The organism is Aliiglaciecola sp. M165 (assembly GCF_007197995.1).
In the GTDB taxonomy this organism is placed as follows: Bacteria; Pseudomonadota; Gammaproteobacteria; order Enterobacterales; family Alteromonadaceae; genus Aliiglaciecola.
Window position 1 is genome coordinate 520,846 of record NZ_VKKH01000002.1, and the last position, 16,244, is coordinate 537,089.

Consider the following 16,244-nt stretch of genomic DNA (forward strand, 5'->3'; position numbering starts at 1 on the left):
CTCAGTGCCGATGACGGAATCTATAAAACCATAACCTTCTGAAATTGAAAAGGTTTTGGAATTGCTCCAAAAACCTCCCATTTGATTAATTTTTGAACAAAAATAGACTAAAGGTTAATAGCACTTTGACTTGCACCACATTTTGATGTGAGAAATTTTTACCTGGTTGCTTTTATTACCTAAAACATTTAACCCATTGTTTTTATTAAATTAAATATAATTTCCACCATTCTATTTATGAATATTCGATACAAATTTCTATCGGTATGCTGAAATTAACTTACGTATATAAAGCAATACGCAAAAACCTTAAAAAATGCGATCTTTTTGCGATCTGCGGATCAAATCCAGCAAAAATATCTCCTTTTATTAAGAAGTTAAACGCGAATTTTTGACGATCTTTCGAGTGTATTGTGATGCACATTTTCTTAAAAAGGTGCAAAAATTCATAACTTTAAAAGCCTAAAATAACTACGTCGGGCCTAGATCTATGTTTTCACGTCAAAACCTTTCATTTTCTTTACCCTCTTGTATGCTCATAGCAAGACAACGGAAAACATATGCGTCAAATATGAAATGTTTATTATTCATTCTGATTAGTTGCTTTCACTCTGCGGTTTTTGCCTTAGACGAGTTGGTTTTGTGGGACAAAAACTTTGACCAGGGTAATTCAGCACAAATCATTAGTTTGATCGCCGAAGCAACAGTAGAAGAATTTGGTCCATACACTCTCAATCGAAGCGCACCATTGGAGCAAGGCCGAGCTGTCGAAGAATTGAGCCGAGGTCGAAACCTCAATATAGCGATAATGGGCAATGATGCGGGCCGAGAAGAGCTTCTTGATCCCATTTATATTCCTGTCGACAAGGGTGAACTTGGAATGCGCATATGTTTAATAAAAAAGGGCTCTCAGGAAAAATTTGTCGATTTAAAGAACGCCCAACAGACCCGGCAAAAAGACATTGTATTTGGACTGGGCAGTTTTTGGCCTGACACACCAATTCATAGTGCTAACGGTTTCAACGTTTATAGTACGCCAGTGTTTGAAAGTTTATTTCGAGCACTTGCCAAAGGCAGATTCGATTGTATGAGTCGAAGTATTTCAGAAATTTCCGCCGACTATCACAGGCACAAAGACCTGGCCATTGAAGTTGAGCAGAAACTGGCTTTTGTGTATCCGCTAGCAAATTTTGTTTACCTGCCCAAAGATTCGTATTTAAGGCCACGAATAGAAGCGGGTCTTCGCCACTTGTTGGAGCAAGGAACCCTTGAACGCGTCAACAATGAGTATTTGCAAGAGCATTTGACCGAACTTAGTTTTTTCACACGCAAACTCATCATCCTTGAAAACCCAAATCTCACTCTTTCAGCCAGAAGCGCCATTAACGAGCACGGGCTAATCAGTTTTGAACAAGCGAAAGTGCAGCGATTAAGTAACAACTAACCCTTATGAGTCAGACCAATCTCAAAGCATCTTTTAAAGGCAAAAAAGAGAATTCCTCAATCCTTAGAGATTTGAGCGGCACCTAGCTGATTATGCAGATTGTATTTCTGTTGCAGCCGAAGAAATTGTTTAGTCTTTCTGTAGATAGCAAACGCCTCATTGAACTCATCATTGAGAGCTTCGTTCGAAAACCCCATGCGGTATCCATTGATCGGGAAGACCGGATGGATAGTGACAGCTTGTTGCTCGGCCTGTGGAATGATCTGGTTATGCAAATAGCGAAAAATGTTAATATCCATGACGATGACTTGCATTTTCCCAGTTAACAATAAGCGTACTTGCCGAGCTTGATCGGGCACTTCTAAATATTGTTTGTGAGACAGCGTCATCTCACCAAACTCAAAGCCAAGGACCCGATGGGCATTTTGAAACGCAACCAATGAATATTTAGCTAAATCAGATATCTTATCTATGTTGGCATTCAGTGCACGCCTGGAAATTGCCACATTCTGGTACTCAATATACACCGAGCTCAAATAAACGCCTTCGATCTTCACTTTATGGCTTAGGGTGGTCACTGCGTCAAATCGAGAGTTAAAAAGGATATCGTAAGATCGTCCATAGGGGATTGGAATGAACTTAGCCTCGTACCCAAGTATTGTGAGTACGTCGCTAATAACTTCAATTTCGTAACCGCTTTGCGCATCAGACATAACATAAGGGGGCTTGTCCCACCCTACAGCGATGCTGAGCGTGCGTCTGTCAGCTTGAGCATTTGTGAGAGAAACAAAGATGCACAAAATAACGCAAAACAAAAATTTTAGTTTTTCCATCAACCCGTCACTATTGCTTCGTATAATTAAAATTGCGTAACCTGTTTTAGTACCTACCTGATATAGTGTAGCGCTAATTTGAAGGAACACTTTATGCCTTGGATCCAACTTAAAATTAATACGCAAGCAGAACATGCAGAGCAACTTGGTGACATGCTAAGCGCAAACGGAGCGCAAGCAGTCACTTTTGTTGACGCAAAAGATACCCCCATGTATGAACCAAAGCCAGGCGAAGTCATGTTATGGCCAGACACTGAAGTGGTCGGTCTCTACGATGCCGAGTACGACATGTCGCGCGTTGTGTCGCAACTTGAGAAATCAAAGCTATTAGGGAAGGGTTTTGTGCATAAATTGGATCAACTTGAAGATAAAGATTGGGAAAGAGAATGGATGGACAATTTTCATCCTATCCAGTTTGGACGGCGCCTATGGATTTGCCCCAGTTGGAGAGAAGTTCCAGATCCTGATGCCGTCAACGTAATGTTAGATCCGGGATTAGCATTTGGTACTGGCACTCACCCGACGACATCTTTATGTCTAAAATGGCTGGACAGTTTAGATATGGAAGGCGCAAGCGTGGTCGATTTTGGTTGTGGATCGGGGATCCTGGGAATAGCGGCACTAAAACTTGGTGCTGCCTCCGTAGTCGGAATTGATATCGATCCACAAGCATTGCTGGCCAGCAAAGACAATGCTAGCCGTAACGGAGTTGAAGGCAAAATCTCTGTTTTTCTGCCTAAAGACCAACCTGTTCTTCAGGCAGATTTTGTTTTAGCTAATATCTTGGCTGGACCGCTACGAGAATTACGAGGGGTGATCACCCAGTATTGTTCAAAAGGGGGAAAACTCGTGTTGTCTGGAATTCTTGCAACGCAAGCAGAAGAAATAAACGCGCTGTATTCTGAGGATTTTGTGATGGAGCCAATCGCTATTGAAGGGGATTGGGCACGCGTTTCAGGTGTGAAAAAATAGCTGGTTAAATTTAACAGCTCCAAGAGAGCAGTTATGGTCGCAACACGGCTGCGCATAACACTTTGTTAAATAAGTTATTATTTTTTGTTACATGTTTTTTAAATTTGTGACATGTTGCAGGTCAGACCACGCGAAGTCAAGAATGTCAAGGCCTGCAAAGCAAATAAAACATACCTTTGTTTAAAATATAGCCTTTTCAAAACGGTTAAAAAACCGTAATATAGCGGCCGTTTTGGCTAGCTGAACATTTTTTGTTCAATAAAAAGGTTCTTTTCAGACATGCAGATTGGTCAATATACACTCGACAATAATCTGATGCTGGCACCCATGGCTGGTGTCACTGATCGGCCTTTTCGACAAATGTGTAAACGTTTAGGTGCTGGGCTTGTAGTATCAGAAATGCTGTCGTCCAATCCGCGAGTATGGAATACAGACAAATCTAAACAACGCATGAACCACGCTGGTGAATTAGGCATCCGCTCAGTTCAAATTGCTGGGTCAGATCCAGAACTGATGGCCCAAGCAGCGCAACTTAATGTCAGTAATGGTGCACAAATTATTGACATTAATATGGGTTGCCCAGCAAAAAAAGTGAATAAGAAGATGGCAGGGTCTGCATTGCTGCAGTACCCAAAACTGGTCGAAGAAATTATCTTCGCGGTAGTCAATGCTGTCGATGTTCCTGTCACGTTGAAGATAAGAACGGGTTGGGATCAAGACAATCGCAACGGTGTAGACATAGCACAAATTGCTCAAGACAACGGAATTCAGTCTCTAGCAGTTCATGGTCGCACTAAAGCATGTATGTACAAAGGCGAAGCTGAATTTGACACTATTGCCCGCATTAAGCAGTCGGTGTCGATTCCAGTGGTAGCCAACGGTGATATCACTTGTGCGGCTAAAGCCAAACAAGTATTAGAATACACCAAAGCAGATGCGTTGATGATAGGTCGCGGAGCCCAGGGGAACCCTTGGATATTCCGGGAAATATTGCACTTTCTGCAAACAGGTGAAACGCTTCCCGCGCCTGAGTTAGGCGAAGTTTGTAGTGTAATGCTCGAACACGTCAGCAATGTTCATCAATTTTATGGTGAATTCATGGGAGCGCGTATTGCCCGTAAACACGTCGGGTGGTATTTAGCGGATCATGACAAGGATCGTGTGTTTCGTCGCGTATTTAATGCAATAGAAGATGCCCAACAGCAACTTGATGAGCTGGAAAGGTATTTTGAACAACTGGCTTCTGGTGAATTGACTCAGTCAATCACACCCGCTGCTTAATTTTTACCAACTAAAGAGCACGATGTTTATGTTCGATCAAAATGTGACTTCTCCTTTCACCACTACGGTGACTACACCTTCTCAAACTCAAGCGCAAAAGCCTTTGAGAGATTCTGTAAAACAAGCTGTAAACAAATATCTTAGACAGTTGGACAACACTGACGTAGAAAATGTATATGAGTTGGTATTGGCTGAAGTTGAAGCACCATTACTAGAAGAAATCATGACATTCACACGCGGAAACCAAACTCGCGCGGCTATCATGATGGGAATTAACCGTGGTACACTTCGCAAGAAGCTTAAGCAATACGGCATGAACTAAAGCTGAATGTTTTTAGCGCTTATGCAAAAGAACAAATGATTTAAAAGAGCACCTCAGGGTGCTCTTTTTGTTTTGACCCAACTTGACTGTTTGGTCAACAGTTGCATAGATAACATTACACACATAAACACGAGTACAAGAATGATTCCTTCAAAACCTATCCGCCGCGCACTGCTGAGTGTCTCTGATAAAACTGGCATCGTTGAGTTTGCCACAGCACTTACCCGTCAAGGGGTCGATCTGCTGTCAACAGGAGGAACAGCAAAGCTGCTTGCTGACGCCGGATTAGCCGTAACAGAAGTGTCAGATCACACTGGGCATCCAGAAATTATGGATGGACGGGTAAAAACCTTGCATCCCAAAATTCATGGTGGGATCTTGGCTCGCAGGGGTCAAGATGAAGACGTTATGCAAACAAACGACATTCAACCTATCGATTTGGTTGTGGTGAATCTTTATCCTTTTGCTGCAACAGTCGCAAACGAAGATTGTTCATTAGAAGATGCCATCGAGAATATAGATATCGGCGGACCAACGATGGTTCGTGCGGCGGCGAAAAACCATAAAGACGTGACAATTGTTGTGAACGCCAAGGATTATGGCAGAGTTCTTAGTGAAATGGCTGAAAATGAAGGGTCATTGACTTATCAAACGCGATTCGATTTGGCCATCGCTGCATTTGAACATACCGCAGAATATGATGGCATGATTGCAAATTACTTTGGAACACGCTTGGACAACACCGAAAGCGAATATCCTCGCACCTTCAATATGCAGATGACCAAAAAGCAGGATCTTCGATACGGTGAAAACAGTCATCAATCCGCGGCATTTTATGTAGAAAACCATATTCAAGAAGCCTCTGTTGCTACTGCTACACAAATTCAAGGCAAAGCGTTATCGTTCAATAACATCGCAGATACAGATTCTGCATTGGAATGTGTTAAAGAGTTTAGCGAACCGGCCTGTGTTATCGTCAAGCACGCCAACCCTTGTGGAGTAGCCTTGGGAGAAAATTTACTCGAAGCATACGATAGGGCTTACAAAACAGACCCAACCTCTGCTTTTGGAGGCATTATCGCGTTTAACCGCGAGTTAGACGCCAACACAGCACAAGCCATCATCGATCGCCAATTTGTTGAAGTGATCATTGCGCCAAGCGTTAGTCAGGAAGCTGTAGATGTTGTCGCAGCAAAACAGAATGTTCGCTTGTTAGCCTGCGGAGAATGGCAAGGTCAGCTTACAGACGGGTTTGATTTTAAGCGCGTCAACGGTGGCCTGCTCGTGCAAGAGCGAGACATCGGCATGGTTGAAATCGATGATCTAAAGGTAGTGACTAAACGTCAACCCACGGAGCAGCAGCTAAAAGATTTGATGTTTACGTGGAAAGTCGCCAAATATGTTAAATCAAACGCCATCGTTTATTGCAAAGACAGCATGACAATTGGTGTAGGAGCTGGCCAAATGAGCCGAGTTTATTCTGCTAAAATCGCTGGTATCAAGGCTGCAGACGAAAATTTAGAAGTGAAAGGGTCGGTAATGGCCTCCGATGCATTCTTTCCATTTAGAGATGGCATCGATGCCGCGGCAGCCGCAGGTATTACCGCGGTAATTCAACCAGGCGGCTCAATGCGTGATGAAGAAGTTATCGCTGCTGCTGACGAGCACGACATCGCCATGGTCTTTACCGGGATGCGTCATTTCCGCCACTAACACTCTATCTCGATACTAACCGTTTAATAAAGACGCTTTTACACATGCTGTGCAAAGGCGTCTTTTTTTAAAAACCTGCAAAGGTTTAACTTTGCATTTTTGTGACGTGAATAGTATTTTTGACTAATGATTAGTGGTTGATACACATTCAAAAAACTGAGAATTTATAACCCATTGTTTTTGTGGTGTTATTTTCTGGTATTTATCTTGCCCTACTACTGATAGTAAAGCTTTTGATGAGTCGAAGAGGCACATCTTAACGATATAATGAAAAAGAATTCATAGGTTGTATACCACCAATTTACCCTACAACCATTAACATACAGGAGAGGTATAATGGACGGCACTATTGCAATATTGGTCGTGTTTGTTTTACCCATAGTGATTTTGAGCATGATTTTTTCGCATGTTCAAAAATTAAAACAGGTAGAAGCAGACAGTAAAGGGGACTATGAACAAATTGAAAAGCTTGAAAGAGAGCTATCTGCAGTCAAAGAACGGCTAAATACCCTAGAAGCCATTGTTACAGATGAAAAGTATCAATTGAACCAGGAATTTTCCAAGCTTAAAAGTGCTAACGAATAGGCCTTATAAAATATGAAAAATTCGGTAAGGCGTGCGATTAATACACGCTTTTTTGTTTCATTTTCGGTACAATTCTGCGCCATCTAATCCCTCGAAGAATCAAGTAAAGTTAAGTCATTCATGAATATACTTATTATTGGCGGTGGCGGCCGCGAGCATGCTCTTGCATTTAAAGCAGCACAAAATCCTGCAGTTGACATCGTTTACGTTGCGCCGGGCAACGCCGGCACCCAGTCTGAAAACAAACTGCAAAATATCGACATTCAGGCAGAAGATGTAGATGGCTTGCTGACGTTCGCTCAGCAGCATCAAATTGATTTAACCATTGTTGGGCCAGAAGCACCTCTTGTACTGGGTGTGGTCGATTCATTCGAAAAAGCAGGTTTGAAGATATTTGGGCCTACCCAAGCAGCCGCGCAACTTGAAGGCTCTAAAGCTTTTACTAAAGACTTCCTTGCACGTCACGCTATCCCGACTGCCGAATATCAAAACTTTACTGAAATCGATCCTGCTGTTGCTTATGTGCAAAAAATGGGGGCACCAATTGTCGTAAAAGCAGACGGGTTAGCCGCTGGTAAGGGCGTTATCGTTGCCATGACTGAACAAGAGGCTGAAGAGGCAATCCGCGATATGCTCGCTGGCAATGCCTTTGGCGAAGCTGGCAGCCGAGTCGTCATTGAAGAGTTTCTAGATGGTGAGGAAGCCAGCTTTATCGTGATGGTCGATGGCAAAAATGTCCTGCCATTTGCAACAAGCCAAGATCACAAACGGGTTGGTGATGGGGATACTGGCCCGAACACAGGCGGTATGGGAGCATATTCTCCTGCGCCAGTAGTGACCGATGACATCCATCAACGTGTGATGAAAGAGGTGATCATGCCAACCGTTGAAGGGATGGCTAAAGAAGGCAATCCCTATTCTGGATTTCTCTATGCCGGCCTGATGATCATGGCTGACGGAACCCCGAAAGTGATTGAATACAATTGCCGATTTGGCGATCCCGAGACACAGCCTATCATGCTAAGACTGCGCTCTGATCTAGTTGAATTATGTATGCTGGCCACCGAGCAAAAATTGGATCTCGCCACGATTGATTTCGATCCACGCGCGGCTGTTGGTGTGGTACTTGCCGCTGGTGGTTACCCTGGCAGTTATGCAAAAGGAACTGAAATTTTAGGTTTAAAAGAAGCCACTAACACCGAAGGAAAAGTTTTCCACGCAGGGACAAAATTGATTGATGGGAAAGTCACTACTAATGGTGGTAGGGTGCTGTGTGCTACTGCAATGGGCGATTCAGTCACCTCAGCACAGAAAAACGCCTACTCCCTCGCAAAACATATTCATTGGGATGGAATGTTTTACCGAAACGATATTGCCTATCGAGCGATTGCCCGAGAAAAATAAACGGAATTTCAAGGTACTAGCTTACCCTAGTGCCTGCTTTCCTTTTTACCTGCCACTTATACCTATAAGGTGTTTTATACTTTAGACTAATTGCGAAACCTGCTAAATTGGATATTCTTTGTATATAAAATGACCCGTATTGTGTCGTGCAGAATAGCGTTTCCGATGGTTTTTCAATGCTCTAAGGTGATAAAAATATGCGTCAATGGCTAGCGAGTCAGCTTCCAAAACTCACTCTTGTCCCAGTTGTTCTTCTATTTTTAGTTGTAATTATTGATTTGGTTATCTCTTTAAGCATTCTTAAAGACTCCGAGTTTACGGATAATGCAGCGATGCTCGCCGAAAAAACCAGTGCGTTGGTTCACGAGATGCAAAAAGAGCGGGGAATGTCAGCTGGCTATATTGGCTCTCAAGGTCAAAAATTTGTCGCACAAATTAAACAACAACGTCAGCTTACGGATAATCGGCAAAAAGCCTTGTTTCAAGCCGTTGAAGAGCTTGATTTGAATGCACAAACACTTCAAGCATTAAACACTTTAAAAACACGTATGAATCAAATGGCGTCGATACGTTCTGGTGTAGACTCCTTGAACTTACCGCTAGAGAGAGTATTGTCGTATTACACGCAAAACAATGCAGTTTTACTAGATCTTAATGGAGAACTGGGTGGGCAAATTGATGCAGCGGATTCAAGTAAACGCTTTCAGGCCCTATACAATCTGGCCTACGCTAAAGAACAAGCAGGTATTGAAAGAGCAGTACTTAGCAACGTTTTTGCCCGGGACGCCTTTACTCCTCAGCTTTTCGTTCGATTTGTACAGCTAAAAACCAAACAACAAACATTTTTACAGGTCGCACAAAGTGCGGCGGATGAAAAATTCGAAAGTTCACTCACGGCTTTTATGTCATCCCCTGAGCAAAAAGAAGTAGAAAAATATCGTCAAATCGCCACTGATGCAGAAGGCTCCCTTGGTCAATCTGCTGAACAATGGTTTGCTGCATCGACCGCACGAATCAATAAACTTAAACAAACCGAAGAGACATTACTGACGCAAATTATAACCTTTGCGCAGCAAAGCCACTCTTGGACGCTGGTTATAGTGGCACTTGAAATCGTATTACTTGTCATTGTGCTAGCCGTTGCGTACCTGGTTTATTCGACAATTCGAATACGCGCGCGCCAAGCAGCAGACATTAAGCGGGTCATGACAGCAGTCGACCAAGACAAAGATCTGACCCAGACTGTGCAAATCATTAGCCAAGACGAACTGGGCGAGATTGCACGACTAATCAATGTCACATTCGAACACGTCAAACAGGACTTTACACAATTTCTTGACGACGCTAGCGTGATTGCCTCAAGCAGTCATCAAACCGCATCCGCGGTTGAGCAAAGTAAAGCGAACCTTATTCAATTAGAGGATGATATTACAAGTATAGCCGGAGCAATTGAACAGCTCGGCGCTAGTATCGTTCAGGTTGTTGAAAACGTCAGAGCGGTTTCCGACAATGCCTCCAAAGCCGCGGGTCAATCACAGGTAGGTGAAAAAGCGGTGAAAGTAGCAGTGGCTGGCATAGAAAATACTGCGACCGAGATTGCCAACGTTGGGTCGACTATCGAACAACTTAATGACAAGGTGAGTGATATTCTCAACATGGTCGATGTGATCAAATCCGTTGCTGAACAAACTAATCTACTCGCATTAAATGCGGCCATTGAAGCTGCCCGAGCAGGGGAACAAGGAAGAGGGTTTGCGGTCGTTGCAGATGAAGTAAGATCCCTTGCGCAGCGCACACAGTCATCTACTAAAGAAATATCAAATGTTGTGGACGTGTTACGCACTAACTCTCAATCGGCGTTTGATAGCATTGCTGCAAGTGATGCCAAAGCGAAAGATGCGGTTTCCCAAGCAAACGATGTCACTTTAGCGTTGGGAGCAATTGTGTCAGAAATTGCCTTAGTAGATAGATCAACAGAGTCCGTGAAAGTTGCCACTACCGAGCAAGGTGATGTGGTAAAAAGCATCAATCGAAATATCAATAGTATCGACCAACAAGCCCACGAAAACGTTGTAGGTGCTGAGCAAATAGCATCTGCGAGCCACCAGCTATCTGAGGTGGCGGACCAGATGCAGACCAGATTGCAGCGTTATAAAGTTTCTTAACATAACCCCAATTCGGGTTAACATATCTATTGAGCCAGGTGTATCAAGCTAAGTTGCCCAGTCGCTAACCAATGATTGATTGCCATCACTGTGCTGCGCACATCAAACAATGCATTGTGCTGATGCCCTTGCAGATCAAGCCTATGGAATTTCGCGAGATTGCCACTAGATTGATCGCATCCGCTAACATTTAACTTTTTAGCGATGCGTTGTAAATTTGCAAAACCACTAGCAAAATCGGGCACGGCGATATTATTCAATGCGCAGTTTTCATCCAGTACACTCATGTCATCGCCCCAAGAAAAGGTTCTGAGTGAGCCTTTGTGACAAAAATCATGGAACAGACTTATTGCCGACGAAAAATCGACACCCATTTCATCAACAATTTTTTGAGTAATTCCGGTCAACTGAACAATATATTCACTCAAATCGGAGTTGAATTTTGGACAGACAACTTCGTTAAAAGTGGCCGCAATAGTTGCCTTGTCATGTTCGAATCGAAGCTTTACTGCGGCCAGTTGTATAATTTCGCGATGCTCCCAATCCTGCGACCAATTGCGTGCTTTGGAACCTTCCCAGGCGGTAAACTCGGTATCAAACAATACACACTCGAAGACTTGCATCAAATTAGGAACGGAATATAGTTAATGTGGGTATCCTTATAATGTCTGAGTGTGGGTTAATGTCAAATACCCTTTAACGAATCATGGAAAAGCGAAAATAATATGTGGGAGCAGTTACTGGTTGGTGCCGTCGTCATTACCCTTACAATTATTGTGCAGGTTGTGTTTCTTGGCACTTTGGCGTCTGTTTTTGGCAAGGTAAAACGTTGGGTCACACAAGGCCTGCCGCTAATTAAAAATGTCACCATTATGGTGATCGCCGTTCTTTGGCTAGTAGTAGGGATCACCATAAACACTTGGATTTGGGCCTTCATGTTCTTATTGATAGGCGAATTCTCAACCATGGAAAACGCCCTTTATTTCGCCATTACGTCTTTTACCACCCTCGGATATGGTGATTTATTATTGAGCGACCAATGGCGAATTTTGGGCTCACTCAGCGCCGTCAATGGTTTGATTGTTTTTGGATTGAATACGGCATTTCTAGTCGAATTAATGATTGCCACTTGGGGTAGGTCGAAACGTAGATAAAATGCGGGCGAATATGTTGTGGTGCCCAAAGGGTGTTGGCATACAGCGCAAACTCACGTTAAAACCAGAACGTTTTTTTTAACTCCTGGCGAAGGTACCCTCAACGCAACTAAGCCCGGATAAGTTAATTTGACTCCATCGAACAGTTCGCAAATCACTTGACCATTGTCATCCGCTTGCTTATAACTAGTGCTCTTTTTGCCTAATAGCGTCCATTATGTCTGTAAAACATCCGATTATTGCGATTACTGGTTCATCGGGAGCCGGAACCACTACGACTACGAATGCGATACGACATATCTTTCGCAACCTTAAGATTACTGCCGCCTCAGTTGCTGGAGACAGCTTCCACCGTTTTACCCGTCCAGAAATGGAAGTAGAAATCCGTAAAGCCCAGGAACAAGGCCGCCACATTAGCTATTTTGGACCCAAAGCCAACGATTTTTTAATGTTAGAAAAATTGTTTGCGCAATATGGAGAGACGGGCACCGGACAGCATCGACAATATCTGCATACATTCGATGAAGCTGTTCCCTTCAATCAAATGCCGGGCACTTTTACTCCTTGGCAAGATTTACCCCAAACCACTGACTTGCTGTTCTATGAAGGATTACACGGCGGCGTGACAACCGCTGATGTCGATGTGGCAAAACATGTAGATTTGCTTGTAGGCATGGTGCCCATTGTGAATCTTGAATGGATCCAGAAAATCATTCGTGACACCACTGACAGGGGACATACCCGAGAAGCAGTAATGAGCAGTATTGTGCGCAGTTTAGAAGACTATTTTCATTACATCACGCCACAGTTTTCGAATACTCATGTCAACTTTCAACGCGTACCTACAGTTGACACCTCTAACCCTTTTAGCGCGCGTGAAATTCCCACACAAGACGAGAGTTTCGTCGTGGTGAGATTTCGCCGTGAAATGAAAAATGTCGATTTCCCCTACTTGCTAAAAATGATTGACGGGGCCTTTATGTCGAGGATCAATACCTTGGTTGTTCCAGGTGGAAAAATGGGTCTGGCAATGGAACTCATTTTGTCTCCACTGATAGAAGATCTGATGTCGCGCAAACGTAAAGCAGGATTCCAACTCGATTGGGTAGAGCAAAAATAGCGGCGAATTAGAGGGCGAACCGAATGCTTAGATGGGGGCTCATTGGCTGCGGTGACGTTTCTGAAAAGAAAAGCGGACCTGCCTACCACCAAGTTGAAGGTTTCGAGTTGTACGCAGTAAGTGCTCGCTCACCTGGTAAAGCAGAAGATTATGCGAAACGTCATCAAATTCCATGTTTCTACAACGACGCTATTAAGCTCATCAACGATCCCAAAGTCGACGCTGTATACATAGCTACACCGCCCGACAGTCATTTATCATTAGCCTTAGACGTCGCTAAAGCGGGGAAGATTTGTTGTATTGAAAAGCCCATGGCGGTCAATTTTTCCGAATGTCAGCAAATTCTCAAGGCGTTTGAGCCAACACATTTACCTTGTTTTGTGGCTTATTACCGGCGCTGCCTGCCTGGATTTAAACAGATTAAATCTTGGCTTGATGATGGTCTAATCGGTCGTGTAAGCCATGTAAACTGGCAATACTCACGGGCGCCTTCTGAGCTTGACAAAAGTTGTACGCCAAATTGGCGCACACAACACGCCATTGCACCAGGTGGATATTTTGACGACCTAGCCAGTCACGGTATCGATATACTAACATTTTTGCTCGGCCCGATAGTTTCAGCAAAGGGTATGACGACCAATATTTTGGGGCTCTATTCTTCTGCTGACGCAGTAGTGGCAAATTGGTTATTTGAAAATGGTGCGACAGGAGTTGGCGCATGGCACTTTGCGACTGAGCTGTATCAAGACAAAGTTCAAATTCTAGGCGATAAGGGCCACATTGAATTTGGTGTTTTTGCTGAGACACCGGCCAAACTGGTATCTAAAGCTGGCACGATTGAATGTGTCATGCCTAAACCTGATCCTATCCAAGGCCCATTTGTACAAGCCATAGCAGATCATCTCAACCATGGTATTCAACATCCAAGCACTGCGTTTTCTGCAGCCCACACTAGTTGGGTCATGGATCACATTTTAGGGACCCTGGCATGATAGTCAGAAACTGTTCAGAACAGGATATTTCCTCGCTGTGCAAAATCTACAATTATTACATTAAAAATAGTACCTGTACCTTTGAGGAAACCCCAGTTTCTGAGCGCAATATGGGGGAGCGTTTAGCTACTACCCAAAGCAATTACCCGTGGCTAGTATGTGAAGACCATGGAGCCATACTCGGCTATGCTTATGCCACGGCATGGAAAGCGCGATCAGCTTATCGTCACTCCGCAGAAGTGACCGTTTATGTAGATAAAACTGCAACAGGTAAAGGCGTCGGCAAAGCTTTATATCAAGAATTGGAGTCTCAACTTAGGAAACAAAATATACATGCACTTCTAGCAGGAATTTCCCTACCCAATCCTCCAAGTATTGCGTTGCATGAAATGTTTTTGTTTGAGAAGGTCGCTCATTTAAAACAAATAGGATTTAAACTCGGAAAATGGGTCGACGTAGGATATTGGCAGAAAATATTATGAACAAGATCTTCGCAGCAGCGTTATTGGTTGGCTCACTTGCAAGCGGAAACACTTATGCATGCAGTTCACTGGAACAGGTCAACTGGTTGTTAGGTAGCTGGCAACAAAAACAAGAAAGTAGAGTTACCACTGAAACCTGGAATCGCGTCAGCAATGACACCTTTGAGGGAATAGGCTCAGTGAGTTCGGCAAAAGGGATTTTTAATGAGACCTTACGCCTGGTCAATATGTCTGGAGAGGTTTTCTACCTCGCAAAAACCCTGGGGAATGCGCTTCCAATTGCTTTTTTATTGCAAGAGTGCTCGGCAAACAGCGCAGTGTTCGTGAACCCCAATCACGACTTTCCACAAAAAATTGAATATCGACTATCCTCTTCAAATACGCTCGAAGTTTTTGTCAGTGCTTCGAACAATAAAGGTTTCAAGCTGACATTAACGGCTGTTAACTAAATCATAATGAGGAAACGAACATGGATTATGTAGATGGATTTGTGTTGGCAGTAGAAAAAACACGCAAACAGGAATATATCGATTTTGCCACCGAATGCGCAAAAGTCTTTAAGGAATATGGTGCGCTGTCAGTGATTGAATGTTGGGGTGACGACGTACCTGAAGGCGAATTAACCTCTTTCCCTATGGCGGTTAAATGCAAAGAGGACGAGGTGGTTTGTTTTTCATGGATCACCTGGCCAGACAAGGCAACCCGTGACAAAGGCATGGAGGCAGCGATGCAAGATCCAAGCTTTAGCAACGAAGATACGCCCCTCCCCTTTGACGGCAAACGCATGATCTTCGGTGGATTTAACATGATTGTCAGAGAATAACCGTCTTGCACGGGACTGGCGTGTTTTTTTGAGCTCTAGAATGAGGTGTATTTGCTGCCAAGGAAGAACGCATACTTAACACACGTCAATCACTATTGCGCGGCACAAATAAATAGGTTTCATACTTTGTAACAATCCCAATGGCTTTTTGTGATCTGCTAAGCTTTTGAAATTTCGTCCTTTCATTTATAGTGGCTAAATCACTATTGGGTTAATCACGGAAACATCATGGGACAAGAAACGCAAAAAGTACTAGTCGTTGATGACGATATGCGACTGCGCAGTCTATTGGAACGCTATTTGGTTGAACAAGGCTTTCAAGTTCGTTCGGCTGCTAACTCTGAACAAATGGATCGACTGTTAGAGCGTGAAAACTTCCATTTATTAGTGTTAGACCTGATGCTGCCTGGTGAAGATGGCTTGTCTATCTGCCGCCGTTTACGCCAAAAAGAAAATGAAATTCCGATTATCATGCTCACGGCCAAAGGCGATGAGGTTGATCGCATTATTGGCTTGGAAATGGGTGCTGATGATTATTTACCCAAACCTTTTAATCCACGTGAATTATTAGCCAGAGCCAAAGCTGTGTTACGTCGTAAAACCAATGAAGCACCAGGCGCACCTTCGCAAGAAGTGCAGGTGATCGAATTTGGTAAATACAAATTAAATCTGGCCACACGAGAGATGTTTTCTGACGGTGAAGCAATCACACTTACCAGTGGGGAATTTGCCGTGCTTAAATCTCTGGTTACCCACCCAAGAGAACCCCTTTCTCGAGACAAGCTAATGAATTTAGCAAGAGGCCGAGATTACAGTGCATTAGAGCGTAGTATTGATGTGCAAGTGTCTCGCCTGCGCCGCATGCTTGAAGAGGACCCGGCAAACCCCAGATACATCCAAACGGTTTGGGGGTTGGGTTACGTCTTTGTCCCCGATGGTGAAGCGGTGTAAGAC

Annotated in this window: 17 protein-coding genes; 15 read left to right on the forward strand and 2 right to left on the reverse strand. The window is 43.6% G+C overall.

Annotation, left to right across the window (positions count from 1 at the left end; genetic code table 11):
- Positions 1–571: 571 nt before the first annotated feature.
- Positions 572–1,444: a hypothetical protein gene (locus FM019_RS04495; protein ID WP_143834699.1), complete on the forward strand. Its 873-nt coding sequence runs from the start codon at positions 572–574 to the stop codon at positions 1,442–1,444.
- 56 nt (positions 1,445–1,500) lie between these two features.
- Here the strand turns inward: FM019_RS04495 and FM019_RS04500 are convergent, their stop codons facing one another.
- Positions 1,501–2,277: a substrate-binding periplasmic protein gene (locus FM019_RS04500; RefSeq protein WP_185969185.1), complete on the reverse strand. Its 777-nt coding sequence runs from the start codon at positions 2,275–2,277 to the stop codon at positions 1,501–1,503.
- 93 nt (positions 2,278–2,370) lie between these two features.
- On the opposite strand from FM019_RS04500, the gene prmA reads away from it, so the two are divergent.
- The 7 genes from prmA to FM019_RS04535 all read left to right on the forward strand — a co-directional run bounded on the left by prmA (position 2,371) and on the right by FM019_RS04535 (position 10,719).
- The gene (prmA, locus tag FM019_RS04505; RefSeq protein ID WP_143834701.1) at positions 2,371–3,249 is read left to right on the forward strand and encodes a 50S ribosomal protein L11 methyltransferase; all 879 of its coding nucleotides are present in this window, start codon (positions 2,371–2,373) and stop codon (positions 3,247–3,249) included.
- A 279-nt stretch (positions 3,250–3,528) separates the two neighbouring features.
- Positions 3,529–4,530 (forward strand): tRNA dihydrouridine synthase DusB, encoded by a 1,002-nt coding sequence (gene dusB / locus FM019_RS04510; protein ID WP_143834702.1) that lies wholly within the window; start codon positions 3,529–3,531, stop codon positions 4,528–4,530.
- A gap of 28 nt (positions 4,531–4,558) precedes the next feature.
- Positions 4,559–4,852, forward strand: a complete 294-nt coding sequence (gene fis / locus FM019_RS04515) for a DNA-binding transcriptional regulator Fis (RefSeq protein ID WP_040523552.1) — start codon at positions 4,559–4,561, stop codon at positions 4,850–4,852.
- Positions 4,853–4,993: 141 nt separating this feature from the next.
- On the forward strand, positions 4,994–6,565 hold the full coding sequence (gene purH / locus FM019_RS04520; RefSeq protein ID WP_143834703.1) for a bifunctional phosphoribosylaminoimidazolecarboxamide formyltransferase/IMP cyclohydrolase: 1,572 nt from the start codon (positions 4,994–4,996) through the stop codon (positions 6,563–6,565).
- 336 nt (positions 6,566–6,901) lie between these two features.
- A complete protein-coding gene (locus FM019_RS04525) occupies positions 6,902–7,150 on the forward strand; it encodes a phage shock protein B (protein WP_143834704.1) in 249 nt (82 codons plus the stop codon).
- A 120-nt stretch (positions 7,151–7,270) separates the two neighbouring features.
- Positions 7,271–8,554 (forward strand): phosphoribosylamine--glycine ligase, encoded by a 1,284-nt coding sequence (gene purD / locus FM019_RS04530; protein ID WP_143834705.1) that lies wholly within the window; start codon positions 7,271–7,273, stop codon positions 8,552–8,554.
- A gap of 197 nt (positions 8,555–8,751) precedes the next feature.
- A complete protein-coding gene (locus FM019_RS04535; RefSeq protein ID WP_143834706.1) occupies positions 8,752–10,719 on the forward strand; it encodes a methyl-accepting chemotaxis protein in 1,968 nt (655 codons plus the stop codon).
- 26 nt (positions 10,720–10,745) lie between these two features.
- Here the strand turns inward: FM019_RS04535 and FM019_RS04540 are convergent, their stop codons facing one another.
- Entirely contained in the window at positions 10,746–11,321 is a 576-nt protein-coding gene (locus FM019_RS04540) for a 3'-5' exonuclease (RefSeq protein WP_185969186.1), read from the reverse strand.
- Positions 11,322–11,444: 123 nt separating this feature from the next.
- Between FM019_RS04540 and FM019_RS04545 the strand changes: the two genes are divergently transcribed.
- The 7 genes from FM019_RS04545 (at position 11,445) to ompR (ending at position 16,241) form a co-directional block, all read left to right on the forward strand.
- Positions 11,445–11,873, forward strand: a complete 429-nt coding sequence (locus tag FM019_RS04545; protein ID WP_143834708.1) for an ion channel — start codon at positions 11,445–11,447, stop codon at positions 11,871–11,873.
- Positions 11,874–12,090: 217 nt separating this feature from the next.
- Positions 12,091–12,993 (forward strand): phosphoribulokinase, encoded by a 903-nt coding sequence (locus tag FM019_RS04550; RefSeq protein ID WP_143834709.1) that lies wholly within the window; start codon positions 12,091–12,093, stop codon positions 12,991–12,993.
- Between the two features lie 23 nt (positions 12,994–13,016).
- Entirely contained in the window at positions 13,017–13,985 is a 969-nt protein-coding gene (locus FM019_RS04555; RefSeq protein ID WP_143834710.1) for a Gfo/Idh/MocA family protein, read from the forward strand.
- Positions 13,982–14,467 carry a GNAT family N-acetyltransferase gene (locus FM019_RS04560; protein WP_143834711.1) on the forward strand — a complete coding sequence of 162 codons (486 nt, stop codon included), beginning with the start codon at positions 13,982–13,984 and terminating at the stop codon, positions 14,465–14,467. Before FM019_RS04555 ends, FM019_RS04560 begins: the two co-directional genes overlap by 4 nt.
- Positions 14,464–14,916 (forward strand): DUF6265 family protein, encoded by a 453-nt coding sequence (locus tag FM019_RS04565; RefSeq protein ID WP_143834712.1) that lies wholly within the window; start codon positions 14,464–14,466, stop codon positions 14,914–14,916. The genes FM019_RS04560 and FM019_RS04565 overlap by 4 nt, the downstream gene beginning before the upstream one ends.
- A gap of 20 nt (positions 14,917–14,936) precedes the next feature.
- On the forward strand, positions 14,937–15,290 hold the full coding sequence (locus FM019_RS04570; RefSeq protein ID WP_143834713.1) for a DUF1428 domain-containing protein: 354 nt from the start codon (positions 14,937–14,939) through the stop codon (positions 15,288–15,290).
- 228 nt (positions 15,291–15,518) lie between these two features.
- Positions 15,519–16,241 (forward strand): two-component system response regulator OmpR, encoded by a 723-nt coding sequence (gene ompR, locus FM019_RS04575; protein ID WP_185969187.1) that lies wholly within the window; start codon positions 15,519–15,521, stop codon positions 16,239–16,241.
- Positions 16,242–16,244 lie beyond the last annotated feature (3 nt).